This window comes from Amycolatopsis sp. 195334CR (genome assembly GCF_017309385.1).
Taxonomy (GTDB): domain Bacteria; phylum Actinomycetota; class Actinomycetes; order Mycobacteriales; family Pseudonocardiaceae; genus Amycolatopsis.
On the sequence record NZ_JAFJMJ010000001.1, the window covers coordinates 4,289,248 to 4,306,089 of the forward strand.

Annotated in this window: 1 protein-coding gene (only partly in view); it reads left to right on the plus strand. The window is 70.7% G+C overall.

Annotated elements, in window-relative coordinates:
- Positions 1 to 8 precede the first annotated feature (8 nt).
- A protein-coding gene (locus tag JYK18_RS48020; RefSeq protein ID WP_307795963.1) for a type I polyketide synthase crosses the window boundary here: on the plus strand, positions 9 to 16,842 show its 5' portion. The gene runs 16,097 nt beyond the window's last position; 16,834 of the gene's 32,931 nt are visible here — the first part of the coding sequence; it begins with the start codon at positions 9 to 11; its stop codon lies beyond the right edge, outside the window.

Here is a 16,842-nt window from a genome sequence, read left to right on the forward strand (position 1 = left end):
ATGGACCAGTGCAGCAGGATGAGCAGCAGGACAAGGTTGTCGAATACCTGAGGCGAGTCACTGTCGACCTGCGCCGGGCCCGCGAGCGGGTCCAGGAGCTGGAGCGCAAGCACACCGAGCCCATCGCCATCGTCGGCATGGCCTGCCGCTACCCGGGTGAGGTGCGCTCGCCCGAGCAGCTGTGGGAACTGCTCGCCGAGGGCCGCGACGTGATCGGGGAGTTCCCCGGCGACCGCGGCTGGGACCTCGACACCCTGTTCCGCACCGGGGCCAGCAACGCCACCGAAGGCGGGTTCGTGCACGACACGGCCGACTTCGACGCGGGCTTCTTCGGCATCTCGCCACGCGAGGCGCTGGGCATGGACCCGCAGCAGCGGCTGCTGCTGGAGACCTCGTGGGAGGCGCTGGAGCGCGCGGGCATCGACCCGGAGTCGTTGCGCGGCAGCCAGACCGGCGTGTTCACCGGCACGAACGGCCAGGACTACGCCACCCTGCTGGCCGGAGAGGCCACCACCGGCGTCATCGCGAGCGTCATCTCCGGCCGGGTGTCCTACACCTTCGGCTTCGAGGGACCGGCGGTTTCCGTGGACACCGCGTGCTCCTCGTCGCTGGTCGCGCTGCACCTCGCGGTCCAGGCCCTGCGGTCGGGCGAATGCTCGCTCGCACTGGCCGGTGGGGTGGCGGTGATGTCCACGCCGGGCGCGTTCACCGAGTTCACCAAGCAGGGCGCGCTCGCCGCCGACGGCCGGAGCAAGGCGTTCTCCGACAACGCCGACGGCATGGGCTGGTCGGAAGGGGCCGGGCAGCTGGTGCTCGAGCGGCTGTCCGACGCGCAGCGCAACGGGCGCACCATTCTCGCCGTCATCCGCGGCACCGCGGTCAACCAGGACGGTGCGTCCAACGGGCTCACCGCGCCGAACGGCCCGTCGCAGCAGCGGGTGATCCGGGCGGCACTGGCGAACGCCGGGCTCAACCCGTCCGATGTGGACGCCGTCGAGGCACACGGCACCGGGACCGCGCTGGGTGACCCGATCGAGGCGCACGCGCTGATGGCCGCGTACGGCCAGGATCGTGAGCACCCGCTGAAGCTCGGTTCGATCAAGTCGAACCTGGGGCACGCGCAGGCCGCCGCCGGGGTGGCCGGCGTGATCAAGATGGTGCTGGCGATGCGCAACGACGCGTTGCCGAAGACGCTGCACGCCGAGCGGCCTTCGTCGCACATCGACTGGTCCTCGGGGGCGGTCGAGCTGCTGACCGAGCAGAGCCCGTGGCCGCGTCAGGAGCGCCGGGCGGGCGTTTCCTCGTTCGGTGTCAGTGGAACGAACGCGCACATCATCCTTGAGCAAGCGCCGCCGCCGGTCATCGAGGAAGAAGAGCCTGCGGGCGAAGCGCCCCTGAAGGGCGTGGTTCCGTGGTTGCTCTCGGCCCGGACCGAGGCCGCGCTGACCGCGCAGGCCGCGCGCATCCGCGACGCTGAAGGGTCCCTCGAGGACATCGGCTTCTCACTGGCCACGACTCGCGCGGCACTCGACCACCGTGCCGTGGTGCTCGATCGTGACGCGCTGGATGCCTTCGCCGGTGGGGAAGCCGCGACCGGAGTGGTCACCGGGGTGGCCGGCGCCGTCGGCCGGTCCGCGTTCGTGTTCCCCGGTCAGGGTTCGCAGTGGGTCGGCATGGGCCGCGAGCTGCTGGACGCCTCGCCGGTGTTCGCCCGGCGGATCGAGGAATGCGCCGCCGCGCTCTCCTCCTTTGTGGACTGGTCGCTGCTCGACGTGCTGCGCGGCGACGGTGACCTGGACCGCGTGGACGTGGTGCAGCCGGTGTTGTGGGCGGTCATGGTGTCGCTCGCCGAGCTGTGGCGCTCGGTGGGGGTGGAGCCGGAAGCGGTCATCGGGCACTCCCAGGGCGAGATCGCCGCCGCCGCGGTGTCCGGGGCGCTGAGCTTGGACGACGCGGCCCGTGTGGTCGCGTTGCGCAGCATCGCGGTGGCCGAATCCCTGGCGGGGCACGGCGGAATGGTCTCCGTGGCCCTTCCGGCCGCGGAGGTCGACCTCGGGCGGTGGGGCGACCGGTTGTCGATCGCCGCGATCAACGGTCCGGGTGCGACCGTGGTCTCCGGTGAGGTGACCGCGCTCGACGAGTTGCTCGCCGCCTGCGAAGCCGACGGCGTTCGCGCTCGGCGGATCACGGTGGACTACGCCTCGCATTCCGTGCAGGTGGAGGCAATCCGCGAGCGCGTGCTCGCCGACCTCGCGCCGATCACGCCTCGCAGCAGTGACATTCCCTTCTACTCCACGGTGACCGGCGAGCCGATCGACACGGCCGCGCTGGACGCCGAGTACTGGTACACGAACCTCCGCCAGACCGTCGAATTCGAGCGCGCCACGCGAAGGCTGATCGACGACGGCTTCGACGTGTTCATCGAGCCGAGCGCGCACCCGGTGCTCACCGTCGGTGTCGAGCAGACGCTCGAAGCCGCCGGGTCGACCGGCACCGTGCTCGGCTCACTGCGCCGGGACGACGGTGGTGCACTGCGGTTCCTGACCTCGGTCGCCGAAGCGCACGTCGCCGGGGTGGCCGTGAACTGGCCGGTGTTCTTCGGCGGCGCCCAGCGCGTCGACCTGCCGACCTACGCCTTCCAGCGGCAGCGCTACTGGCCGTCGGCCGCCAACGGGGCGGGCGACGTGCGCGCCGCCGGGCTGGGTGCGGTCGAGCATCCGCTGCTGGGTGCCGCGGTCGAGCTGGCCGAGGGCGAGAACGTCTTCACCAGCCGCCTTTCGCTGCGGTCGCACCCGTGGCTCGCCGAACACCTGGTGCACGGCAAGGCGTTGCTGCCCGGGACGGCCTTTGTCGAACTGGCCGTGCGGGCCGGGGACGAGCTGGGCTGCGACCGCGTCGACGAACTCACGCTCGCAGCGCCGCTGGTTCTGCCGGAACAGGGCGCGGTGCAGCTCCAACTGCGCATCGGCCTGCCCGACGACCAGGGACGGCGGGCCATCGCGGTGCACAGCCGCCCCGAGGACGCGGTCGACCTGCCGTGGACCGAGCACGCCACCGGCTTCCTGGGCACCGGTACCCGACCGTCCACATTCGACAGTGTCACTTGGCCGCCCGCCGGTGCCGAAGCGCTCGACGTGGACGGCTGCTACGAACGTTTCGCCGAGAACGGTTTCGCCTACGGCCCGGTGTTCCAGGGCCTGCGTGCCGCCTGGCAGCACGGCGATGAGGTGTTCGCCGAGGTCGCCCTGCCCGAAGGCGTTCCCGCCGAAGGATTCGGCCTGCACCCGGCTTTGCTGGACGCCGCGCTGCACGCCGCCGGGTTGGCGGACCTGGGCGTGCTGAGCGGTGGCGCGCTGCCGTTCGCGTGGGAGGGCGTTTCGCTGCACGCAGTCGGTGCGGCCACCGCGCGAGTGCGCCTGCGGGCCGAGGGCAAAGGCTTCTCGGTCGAAGTCGCGGACGCGGCCGGGGGGCCGGTCGCCTCGATCGACTCCCTGGTGCTCCGGGAGGTTTCCACCGACCAGTTCGGCGATCCCGCCCGTGACGGCTTGTTCCGGGTCGACTGGGTCCCCGCGCCCGCGGCTGCTTCGGAGCCGGTGCTGGCCGTGCACGAGACACTGGAGTCCATTGAGGACGTTCCGGAAGTCGTGGTGCTGCCGGAGACCGACGCGAAACGTGCCCTGGACCTGCTCCAGCGCTGGCTGGCCGACGACCGGTTCACCGATTCGAAGTTGGCTCTGGTCACCCGGAGTGAGAACGCAGTCTGGGGCCTGGTCCGGTCGGCGCAGTCGGAGAACCCGGGCCGGTTCATCCTGATCGAGGCCGAAGACCTCGCCCTGGTCCCGGCGGCCGTCGCCACCGGGGAACCGCAGCTCGCCATCCGCGGCGGCGAGATCCTGGTACCGCGCGTCGCGCGGGTGCCCGCTCCGGCTTCGCGGTTCACCTGGAACCCGGACGACCTGGTCCTGATCACCGGCGGTACCGGTGGTCTCGGCGGTGTGTTCGCGCGGCACCTCGTTGCCGAGCACGGGGTGCGGAACCTGTTGCTGGTCAGCCGCAGTGGTGCGGCCGACGTGTCGGACATCGACGCGAACGTGCGGGTCGAGGCCTGCGATGTGGCCGACCGCGAGGCGGTGGCCGCCTTGGTGGCGCGGTACGACGTCAAGGCCGTGATCCACGCGGCCGGGGTGCTCGACGACGGCGTGATCGCCTCGCTGACCCCGGAGCGCCTGGACACCGTGCTCCGGCCGAAGGTCGACGGCGCGCGGAACCTGCACGAACTCACCGGCGATCTGTCGGCTTTCGTGGTCTTCTCGGCGGGCGCCGGGGTGTTCGGCGGAGCTGGTCAGGGCAACTACGCGGCGGCGAACGCCGCGCTCGACGCGCTGATCCGTGAGCGGCACGCCGCCGGCCTGCCCGGCGTCTCGCTGGTGTGGGGCGCGTGGGACCGCACGATCGGCCTGACCGGCAGCGTCACCGACGCCGACCTGCGGCGACTCGCCCAGGACGGGATGCCGCCGCTGTCGGCGGAACAGGGCGTCGCGTTGTTCGACGCGGCACTGGCCGCCGGTGAGCCGGTGATCCTGCCGATGAACGTGGACCTTCCGGTCCTGCGCGGCCGGGGTGACGTCCCGACGCTGCTGCGCGGCTTGGTCCGGACCCGTTCGCGGCGGTCGGTCGCGGGGGCGCAGGCGGCGGACTCGCTGGTCGAGCGCCTGTCGGCAATGAATACGACCGGTCGTACGGAAACCTTGCTGGAGGTGGTGCGGGGCGAGGTCGCCGTGGTGCTCGGTTACGCGGGCGCGGCGGCGGTCGACCCGGTGCAGACGTTCCAGCACCTCGGCTTCGACTCGCTGACCGCCGTCGAACTGCGCAACCGCCTCGGCGCCGCCACCGGCCTGCGCCTCCCGGCCACCATGGTCTTCGACTACCCGACGCCCACGGTCCTGGCCGCCCACCTGCGCGACGAGCTGTTCGGCGGCAGTGAAAGCCACATTCACCGCACCGGATCGCGCCGTGAAAGCCACATTCACGGCGACGACCCGATCGTGATCGTGGGGATGAGCTGCCGCTTCCCCGGTGGCGTCACCTCGCCCGAGGAGCTGTGGGACCTGGTGGTCAACGGCACCGACGCGATCAGCGGCTTCCCCGCCGACCGCGGCTGGGACCTCGACTCGCTGTACCACCCGGACCCCGACCATCCCGGCACCTCGTACGCGCGCACCGGCGGTTTCCTGCACGACGCCGCCGAGTTCGACCCCGAGTTCTTCGGCATGAGCCCGCGCGAGGCCGTGGCGACCGACGCCCAGCAGCGCCTCCTGCTGGAGACCTCCTGGGAGGCGATGGAGCGCGCCGGGATCGACCCGGTTTCCTTGCGGGGCAGTCAGACCGGTGTGTTCGCCGGGGTCATGTACAACGACTACGGCACCCTGATCGAGGACGATGAGGGCTACCAGGGCACGGGCGCCCAGCTGAGCGTCGCGTCCGGGCGCCTGTCCTACACCTTCGGCTTCGAGGGCCCGGCGGTCACCGTCGACACGGCGTGCTCGTCGTCGCTGGTCGCGTTGCACCTGGCCGCGCAGGCACTGCGTGGCGGGGAATGCGATCTGGCGCTGGCCGGTGGTGTGACGGTGATGTCCACGCCGAGCACCTATGTGACGTTCTCGCGGCAGCGCGGCCTTTCCGAGGACGGCCGGTGCAAGGCCTTCGCGGATGCCGCCGACGGTGCCGGATTCTCGGAGGGCGTCGGCCTGCTGGTCCTGGAACGCCTTTCGGACGCGCAGCGCAACGGGCATCAGGTGTTGGCGGTGGTGCGTGGTTCGGCGGTGAACCAGGACGGTGCTTCCAACGGTTTGACCGCCCCGAATGGTCCGTCGCAGCAGCGGGTGATCCGGCAGGCGCTGGCCAGCGCGGGGCTGGGAACGTCCGATGTGGACGCGGTCGAGGCCCACGGCACCGGCACGACCCTGGGCGACCCGATCGAGGCGCAGGCGTTGCTCGCCACGTACGGGCAGGACCGCGAGCGCCCGTTGTTGCTGGGCTCGATCAAGTCGAACTTCGGCCACACCCAGGCGGCGGCGGGTGTCGCCGGGGTGATCAAGATGGTCATGGCCATGCGGCACGGTGTGCTGCCGGAAACCCTGCACGTCGACGCCCCTTCGTCCCACGTGGACTGGGAATCGGGCTCGGTCGAACTGCTCACCTCGCCGGTGGCTTGGCCCGAGGTCGGCCGGATGCGCCGGGCAGGGGTCTCGTCCTTCGGCGTCAGCGGCACCAACGCGCACGTGATCCTGGAGCAGGCCACCACCACACCGGTGGAGCCGACGCCGGTCGAGCACCCGGCACCGTTGGTCGTGTCGGCCAAGTCCGAGGCGGCACTGGAAGACCAGATCGCCCGCATCAACGCCCTACCGGATTCCCCGGCGGACATCGGCTTCTCGCTCGCCCTGCGCTCGACCTTCGAGCACCGGGCAGTGCTGCTGGATGGTGTCGAGATCGCCCGAGGCACCGCCGCCGAACGTCCGCTGGCGGTGCTGTTCTCGGGCCAGGGCAGCCAGCGAATCGGCATGGGCCGCGACCTATACGCCCGCTTCCCCGTCTTCGCCGCCGCATTGGACGAGATCCTGGCCCACCTCGATGTCCGCGACATCATGTGGGGCGACGACCAGGAAGCCCTGAACCAGACCGGCAGCGCCCAACCCGCCCTCTTCGCCCTCGAAGTCGCCCTTTACCGCCTGGCCGAGTCCTGGGGCCTGAAGCCAGATCACCTGGCGGGTCATTCCATTGGTGAGGTGGCTGCTGCTCACGTGGCCGGTGTCCTCAGTCTCGAAGACGCTTGCACCTTGATCTCCGCGCGGGCTCGCTTGATGCAGGCCTTGCCGACCGGTGGCGCCATGGTGGCGATCCAGGCCACCGAAGACGAGATCGCTCTCACCGATGGTGTCTCCATCGCAGCGGTGAACGGTCCCTCGAGCGTGGTCATCGCAGGCGAAGAAGCCGCCGTCCACCAGATCGCCGCTGGCTTCGAGAAAACCAGTCGCCTCAAGGTGAGCCACGCCTTCCACTCACCGCTCATGGAGCCGATGCTGGAGGACTTCCGCGCGGCCATCGAGCACCTGACCTTCCATGAACCCCACATCCCGATATCCACGACCGGTGATGTGACCACAGTGGACTACTGGGTCAACCACGTCCGCGACACCGTCCGCTTCCACGACAACATCGCCGCCATCGGAGACGCCCACTACCTCGAACTGGGACCGGGCGGCGTACTCGCGGCGATGGTCGCCGAACAAGCCCTTGCCGTGCCGATCCTGCGCAAGGACCAGCCGGAAGAAACCTCCGCACTGACCGCCCTCGCCCGCCTCCACGTGAACGGCGTAACGGTCGACTGGAAACCCTTCTACCCCGGCGCCCACCGCGTCGACCTGCCGACCTACGCCTTCCAGCACCAGCGCTTCTGGCCCACCGCCGACCACCCGCTGCTCGGCGCTTCCGTCGAACTGGGCGAGAACGAGTTCCTCTTCACCAGCAGGCTGTCCCGCTGGACCCACTCCTGGCTCACCGACCACCGCGTCAACGGTCAGGTCCTGTTGCCGGGCACCGCGTTCGTCGAACTGGCCCTGCGTGCCGCGGACGAGGCGGGTTGCGATCGCCTCGACGAGCTGACCCTCGCCGCGCCACTGGTCCTGCCCGAGCAGGGTGCCGTGCAGTTGCAGGTCCGCGTCACCGGCCAGACCGTGACGATCCGCAGCCGCGCCGAGGACGGCTCGCCGTGGCTCGAACACGCCACCGGCGTGCTGGCCACGACCGCGGAACGGTCCACCTTCGACGCCTCCGTCTGGCCGCCCGCCGGCGCCGAACTGTTCGATGTGGACGGTTGTTACGAGCGCTTCGCCGAACTCGGCATCGACTACGGCCCGGTGTTCCAGGGCCTGCGGGCCGCGTGGCGCAGCGGAGACGACCTGTTCGCCGAAGTGTCCTTGCCCGCGGGTGTCGAGGTCGGCGAGTTCGGCCTGCACCCGGCGCTGCTGGACGCCTGCCTGCACGTGGCGGCGTTCGCCGACGGTGACACCCGGGTGCCGTTCTCCTGGCAGGGCGTTTCCCTGCACGCGACCGGCGCGACCTCGGTGCGGGTGCGCCTGACCGGCGCGGGTGAGGTGGCCGTGGCCGATCCGTCCGGCCAGCTGGTCGCCACCATCGGCGCGCTCGCCACCCGGCCGCTGGAGCGCACCACCGCGATCCGGTCCGGCGCGTTGTTCACCCTCGACTGGCAGCCGGTCACGGCCCCGGCCGAGGCCGACTTCGACGCCGTGGTGTTCCCGGTGGATACGAGCGGTGACGTGGTGACGGCCACCCACACGGCCACCGCTCGCGTGCTGGAAGAGCTGCGGACGTGGCTGGCGGACGAGCGGCCCGAACGCCTGGTCGTGGTCACCGGCGACGACCCGGCCGGTGCCGCGGTCGGCGGGCTGGTGCGTTCTGCGCAGGCCGAGCACCCCGGCCGCTTCGTCCTGGTCGAAGCGGACGACACCGAACTCCTGCCGCAAGCGCTTGCGGTCGACGAACCCCACGTCGCCATCCGCGACGGTGAGGTCCTGGTGCCGCGGCTCGTCCGCACGACCGCCGCGGAGCCGATCACCTGGACCGGCCAGGTGCTGATCACCGGTGGCACCGGCGGTCTGGGCCTGGAGATCGCGCGGCACCTGGTTGCCGAGCACGGCGTGCGCGACCTGCTGCTGGTCAGCCGCAGTGGTGTGGCCGACGTGTCGGACATCGACGCGAACGTCCAGGTCGCCGCCTGCGATGTCGCCGACCGCGACCAACTCGCCGCGCTTCTGATGCAGCACGACGTTCGGGCGGTCATCCACACCGCCGGCGTGCTCGACGACGGTCTGCTCGACTCGCTCACCCCGGACAGCCTCGACAAGGTGCTCCGCCCCAAGGTCGACGGCGCGTGGAACCTGCACGAGCTGACCGGCGACGTGGACGCGTTCGTGCTGTTCTCGTCGGTCGCCGGGGTGTTCGGCACGGCCGGGCAGGGCAACTACGCCACCGCGAACTCCTTCCTCGACGGTCTCGCCGCCCACCGCCGGGCTTCCGGACTGCCCGCGGTTTCGCTGGCCTGGGGCGCGTGGGCCGACACCGGCATGATGGCCGGTTCGGACGCGGAGCGGATGGCCCGCGCGGGCATGCGCGCGGTGACGCCGGAGGAGGGCGTCGAACTTTTCGACGCCGCGCTGGCCGGGGAACCGCTCGTGCTCCCGGTCCAGCTGGACCTCGCCGCGCTGCGGGCGGGCGGGGACGTGCGGCCATTGCTGAGGGGCTTGATCCGGACGCGTTCGCGGCGGTCGGCCGCCGGTTCGCAGACAGCCGCTTCGCTGGTCGAGCGCCTCTCGACAATGAATACGACCGGTCGTACGGAAACCTTGCTGGAGCTGGTACGCGGTGAGGTCGCGGCGGTGCTGGGCCACGCCGAAGGCGCCAAGATCGAGGCGACGCGCCAGTTCAAGGACCTCGGCTTCGACTCGCTGACCGCGATCGAGCTGCGCAACCGCCTCGGCGCGGCGAGCGGCCTCCGGCTGCCCGCGACGCTGATCTTCGACTACCCGACCGCCGCCGCGCTGGCCGACCACCTGCGTGACGAGCTGCTCGGCACCGACGCCGAGATGAGTGTGCCGCTGCGGACGCTGCCGCCGGTCACCGACGACCCGATCGTCATCGTCGGCATGGCCTGCCGTTTCCCGGGTGGCGTCGGCTCGCCGGAGGACCTGTGGCGCCTCGCGGTGGACGGAACCGACGCGGTGTCGGGCTTCCCGGCCGACCGCGGGTGGGACCTCGATTCGCTGTACCACCCGGACCCCGACCACCCCGGCACCTCCTACACCCGGCGCGGCGGTTTCCTGCACAACGCGGCCGAGTTCGACCCGGCGTTCTTCGGGATGAGCCCGCGCGAGGCCCTGGCCACGGATTCGCAGCAGCGCCTCCTGCTGGAGACGTCGTGGGAAGCGATCGAGCGTGCCGGGATCGACCCGGTTTCCTTGCGCGGCAGCCAAACCGGTGTGTTCGCCGGGGTCATGTACAACGACTACGGCTCACTCGTCGAAGGTGACGAGGGCTACGAAGGCACCAGCACCTCGCCGAGCGTGGCGTCCGGCCGGGTCGCCTACACGCTCGGGCTCGAAGGCCCGGCGGTCACCGTCGACACGGCGTGTTCGTCGTCGCTGGTGGCGATGCACTGGGCGATGCAGGCGTTGCGGGCGGGTGAGTGCTCGCTGGCGCTGGCCGGTGGTGTGACGGTGATGTCCACGCCGAGCACGTTCGTCTCGTTCTCGCGGCAGCGCGGCCTTTCCGAAGACGGCCGGTGCAAGGCGTACTCCGATGACGCGGACGGTGTCGGCTGGTCGGAGGGCGTCGGTCTGGTTGTGCTGGAACGTCTTTCGGATGCTCAGCGCAACGGTCACCAGGTGCTGGCGGTCGTGCGTGGTTCGGCGGTGAACCAGGACGGTGCTTCCAACGGCCTGACCGCCCCGAACGGACCTTCGCAACAGCGGGTAATCCGGCAGGCGCTGGCATCGGCCGGTCTGTCCACACAGGACGTCGATGCCGTGGAAGGTCACGGTACGGGGACCACGCTGGGTGACCCGATCGAGGCGCAGGCGTTGCTCGCCACGTATGGCCAGGATCGGGAACGCCCGTTGTTGCTGGGCTCGATCAAGTCGAACCTGGGGCACACGCAGGCGGCCGCCGGTGTCGCGGGCGTGATGAAGATGGTGATGGCGCTGCGGCACGGTGTGCTGCCGCGCACCCTGCACGCCGAGACGCCTTCGTCCCATGTGGACTGGGAATCGGGCTCGGTCGAGTTGCTGACTTCGCAGGTGGATTGGCCCGAGGTCGGCCGGATGCGCCGGGCGGGGGTCTCGTCCTTCGGCGTCAGCGGCACGAACGCGCACGTAATTCTGGAGCAGGCGACCACGACGCCGGTGGAGTCGACGCCCGTCGAGCACCCCGTGCCGCTGGTCCTGTCGGCCCGAACCGAGGCCGCTTTGGATGAGCAGGCCGAGCGCATCAACGCCCTGCCCGACTCCCCGGCGGACATCGGCTACTCACTGGCCTTACGCTCGACTTTCGAGCACCGGGCAGTGCTGCTGGATGGTGTCGAGATCGCTCGCGGTACCGCCACCGAACGTCCCTTGGCGGTGCTGTTCTCGGGCCAGGGCAGCCAGCGGATCGGCATGGGCCGTGAGCTGTACGCGCGTTTCCCGGTCTTCGCCGCTGCCTTGGACGAGATCCTGGCTCACCTCGATGTTCGCGAGGTCATGTGGGGCGACGATCAAGAGGCGTTGAACCAGACCGGTAATGCGCAGCCTGCTCTGTTCGCGCTTGAGGTTGCCCTCTATCGCCTGGCTGAGTCCTGGGGGCTGAAGCCGGATCACCTGGCGGGTCATTCCATTGGTGAGGTGGCTGCTGCTCACGTGGCCGGTGTCCTCAGTCTCGAAGACGCTTGCACCTTGATCTCCGCGCGGGCTCGCTTGATGCAGGCCTTGCCGACCGGTGGCGCCATGGTGGCGATCCAGGCCACCGAAGACGAGATCGCTCTCACCGATGGTGTCTCCATCGCAGCGGTGAACGGTCCCTCAAGTGTGGTCATCGCAGGCGAAGAAGCCGCCGTCCACCAGATCGCCGCTGGCTTCGAGAAAACCAGTCGCCTCAAGGTGAGCCACGCCTTCCACTCACCGCTCATGGAGCCGATGCTGGAGGACTTCCGCGCGGCCATCGAGCACCTGACCTTCCATGAACCCCACATCCCGATATCCACGACCGGTGATGTGACCACAGTGGACTACTGGGTCAACCACGTCCGCGACACCGTCCGCTTCCACGACAACGTCACCGCCATCGGGGACGCGCACTTCCTGGAGCTGGGCCCGGGTGGCGTGCTCGCGGCGATGGTCGCCGAGCAAGCCCTGGCCGTGCCGATCCTGCGCAAGGACCAGCCGGAGGAAACCTCCGCGCTGACCGCCCTCGCCCGCCTCCACGTGAACGGCGTAACGGTCGACTGGAAGCCCTTCTACCCCGGAGCGCACCGCGTCGACCTGCCGACTTACGCCTTCCAGCGGCGGAGGTTCTGGCCGACGACCGTTCGCACCGGCGACGCCTCCGGCCTGGGGCTGACCGCGGTGGAGCACCCGTTGCTCGGCGCCGCGGTCGACCTGGCCGAACACGACGGTGCGCTGTTCACCAGCCGCCTTTCCACCAGCACGCACCCCTGGCTCGCCGACCACGTGGTCAACGGCCGGACCATCCTGCCCGGCGCCGCGTTCGCCGAACTGGCGTTGCGTGCCGGGGACGAGCTCGGCCACGACCGCGTCGAGGAACTGACCCTCGCCGAACCGCTCGTCCTGGAGCAGGGCGCGGTCCAGGTGCAGGTCTCGGTCGACGACGCGGGCGCGTTCGCGATCTACTCGCGCCCGTCCGCCGACCTCCCGTGGACCCGGCACGCGAGCGGCACGCTGTCGACCGGCGAAACCCGCGCCGACTTCGACGCCACCACCTGGCCGCCCGCCGACGCGCAGCCGGTCGACGTGGACTACGACCGGTTCGCCGAGCAGGGCTTCGCCTACGGTCCCGCCTTCCAAGGCCTGCAAGCCGCCTGGCGGACCGACGACGCCATCTACGCTGAGGTCTCACTACCCGAGGACATTGCACCGGACGGCTTCGGCATCCACCCGGCGCTTTTGGACGCGAGCCTGCACGCCGTGCTGGCCGCCGGGGACGGCACGCCCGGCATGCCGTTCTCGTGGACCGGCCTGTCCTTGCACGCCACCGGCGCGAAAACCGTGCGCGTCCGGCTGGTGCAGGACGGCGACACGGTCTCGATCGCGCTCGCCGACCCCGCCGGCGACCCGGTGGCCTCGATCGAATCGCTGGTCACCCGGCCGATCTCGGCCAACCGGAGCGCCGAGGTGGCCGACCTGTTCGGGCTGGAGTGGCGTGCGGTCACCGCACCCGCACCGACGCCGGTGGTCACGCTGGAGGGCTCGCTGGAGTCCATTGTGGAGGTACCGGCGTCGCTGGTCGTCCCGGTCGAGGGTGGCACCGACGTGGTGGCCTCGGTGCACGAGCTGACCAAGCGGGTGCTCGCCCTGGTCCAGGAATGGCTCGGTGATGAGCGGTTCACCGGATCGCGCCTGGTGTTCCTGACCAAGCCCGGTGATCTCGCCGGAGCCGCGATCGGCGGGCTGGTGCGTTCGGCGCAGGCCGAGCACCCGGGCCGGTTCGGGCTGATCGAAGCCGACGACACCGAACTCCTGCCGCAAGCGCTTGCGGTCGACGAACCGCGAGTTGCCATCCGCGACGGCGAGATCCTCGTGCCGCGCTTGGCGCGCACCCAGCCAGGAACCGGGTTCACCTGGTCCGGTCAGGTGTTGATCACCGGTGGTACCGGCGGCCTGGGCCTGGAGATCGCACGGCACCTGGTTGCCGAGCACGGCGTGCGCGACCTGCTGCTGGTCAGCCGCAGTGGCCGCGCGGACGTGTCGGACATCGACGCGAACGTGCAGGTCGAAGCCTGCGATGTGGCCGACCGGGAGACGCTGGCCGCGTTGCTGTCGCGGCATGACGTCAAGGCCGTGATCCACGCCGCCGGGGTGCTCGACGACGGGGTGATCGGCTCGCTGACCCCGGAGCGCGTCGACGCGGTCCTGCGGCCCAAGGTGGACGCGCTCTGGAACCTGCACGAACTGGCCGATGTGGATGCCTTTGTGGTGTTCTCCTCCATCGCCGGGGTGTTCGGCGGTGCGGGGCAGGGCAACTACGCCGCGGCCAACGCGTTCGCCGACGCGCTGATGGCCCACCGGCACGGCCAAGGCCTACCCGGCATCTCGATGGCCTGGGGTGCTTGGGAAACCGGGATGGCGGGCGCACTGTCCGAAGCGGACACCCGGCGACTGGAGCGGTCCGGTATGCCGCCGTTGCCCGCCGAGCAGGGGCTGCGCCTCTTCGACGCCGCGCTGGCGGGCGGGTCATCGGACGCCGCGCTGGCCGGCGGATCGTCGGAGGTTGCGCTGGCCGGTGGGGCGTCGCTGGTTCTTCCAGTGCGCCTCGACCTGCCGGTGCTGCGGACGCGCGACGAGATCCCGCCGCTGCTGCGCGGCCTGATCCGGACGCGGACCCGTCGCTCGGTGGCGGGTTCGCCGACGGTGGCTTCGCTGGTCGAGCGCCTGTCGGGAATGAATACGACCGGTCGTACGGAAAGTTTGAGCGAGCTCGTACGGGCCGAAGTCGCGGCCGTGCTGGGTCATGTGGACAGCACCGAGATCGACCCCGGCAAGCAGTTCACCGAGCTGGGCTTCGACTCGCTGACCGCCGTCGAACTGCGCAACCGCCTCGGCGCCACGACCGGCCTGCGCCTCCCGGCCACCCTGGTCTTCGACTACCCGACCCCCACCGCCCTGGCCACCCACCTGGCCGACGAGCTGTTCGGCGGCAGTGAAAGCCACATTCACCGCACCAACGAGCGCAGTGAAAGCCACATTCACAGCACTGACCCGATCGTGATCGTCGGCATGAGTTGCCGCTTCCCCGGTGGGGTCGGGTCCCCGGAGGATCTCTGGCGCCTGGTGTCCGACGGCGCCGACGCGATCACCGAGTTCCCCAGCGATCGCGGCTGGGACCTCGACTCCCTCTACGACCCGGACCCCGAGCGGCCCGGCACCTCCTACACGCGCGAAGGCGGCTTCCTCCACGACGCGGCCCAGTTCGACCCGGCCTTCTTCGGCATGAGCCCGCGCGAGGCCATGGCGACCGACTCCCAGCAGCGCCTGTTGCTGGAAGGTTCCTGGGAAGCGCTGGAACGCGCGGGCATCGACCCGGTCTCGCTCAAGGGCAGCTCGACCGGCGTCTTCACCGGCGTCATGTACAGCGACTACGCGTCCCTGCTCAACGGGGACGACTTCGAGAACTACCAGGCGACCAGCACTTCGCCGAGCGTGGCGTCCGGCAGGGTCGCCTACACGCTCGGGCTCGAAGGCCCGGCGGTCACCGTCGACACGGCGTGCTCGTCGTCGCTGGTGGCGATGCACTGGGCCATGCAGGCGCTGCGCAACGGCGAATGTTCCCTGGCGCTCGCCGGTGGCGTCACGGTGATGTCCACTCCGAACACCTTCATCGCCTTCTCCCGGCAGCGTGGTCTCGCCGAAGACGGCCGGTGCAAGGCATATTCGGACGACGCGGACGGTGTCGGCTGGTCCGAGGGCGTCGGCCTGGTGGTGCTGGAACGCCTGTCGGACGCCCAGCGCAACGGCCACAACATCCTCGCCGTCGTCAAGGGCTCCGCGGTCAACCAGGACGGCGCTTCGAACGGCCTGACCGCGCCGAACGGACCTTCGCAGCAGCGGGTGATCCGGCAGGCGCTGGCCTCCGCCGGTCTGTCCACTCAGGACGTCGACGCGGTCGAAGGGCACGGCACCGGCACCACGCTGGGTGACCCGATCGAGGCGCAGGCGCTGCTCGCCACGTATGGGCAGGACCGCGAGCGGCCGCTGCTGCTCGGCTCGGTGAAGTCGAACCTCGGGCACACCCAGGCCGCGGCCGGGGTCGCCGGGGTGATCAAGATGGTGCTGGCGCTGCGTCACGGCACGTTGCCGCGGACCCTGCACGCCGGCACCCCGTCGTCGCATGTGGACTGGGAGGCCGGTTCCGTCGAACTGCTCACCGAGCAGACGGACTGGCCCGAGGTCGACCGGCTGCGCCGCGCCGCGGTGTCGTCGTTCGGCGTCAGCGGCACGAACGCCCACGTGATCCTGGAACAGGCACCCGAGCCGCAGCCGGGCGAACCGGCCGAGCCGGTGGCCGGTGTGGTGCCGTGGGTGCTCTCGGCCAAGTCGGCGGCCGCCCTGCGTGACCAGGCCGCTCGACTGTCCACAACGGACGCCGACCCGGTCGACGTCGGCTACTCGCTGGCGACCACCCGCACGGCCTTCGAGCACCGCACGGTGATCCTCGGTGACGACCACCGCGCACTGCTGCGGTCGCTCGACGAGCCCGCCGGTGGCGTCGTCACCGGTGTGGCCGGTGCCGTCGGCAAGACCGTGTTCGTCTTCCCCGGCCAGGGCTCGCAGTGGCTCGGCATGGGACAAGACCTGCTGGCGACGTCTCCGGTGTTCGCCGAGCGCATCGCCGAATGCGCGGTGGCGCTGGAGCCCTTCGTCGACTGGAACCTGCTCGACGTGCTTCGCGGCGGCGGGAACCTCGATCGCGTCGACGTGGTGCAGCCGGTGCTGTGGGCCGTGATGGTCTCGCTGGCCGAGCTGTGGCGTTCCGCGGGCGTCACCGCCGACGCGGTGGTCGGGCACTCGCAGGGCGAGATCGCGGCGGCCGTGGTCGCCGGGGCGCTCAGCCTGGACGACGCCGCCCGCGTGGTCGCGTTGCGCAGCCAGGCGGTGGCGGAATCCCTCGCCGGGCACGGCGGCATGATGTCGGTGGCCCAGCCGGTGGACGAACTGCGGCCGCGCCTGAAGCTGTGGGGCCAGCGCATCTCGGTCGCCGCGGTCAACGGTCCCGGCGCCACCGTGGTCGCCGGGGAAGGGGCCGCGCTCGTCGAGCTGAAGGCCGCCTGCGAAGCCGACGGCATCCGCGCCCGCCGCATCTCGGTGGACTACGCCTCGCACACCCCGCAGGTCGAGACCATTCGCGAGCGCGTGCTGGCCGACCTGGCGCCGATCACCCCGCGCACCGGCGAGATCCCGTTCTACTCCACGGTTTCCGGCGAGCCGATCGACACCGCCCGCCTCGACGCGGGCTACTGGGTGACCAACCTCCGCCAGACCGTCGAGTTCGAACGCG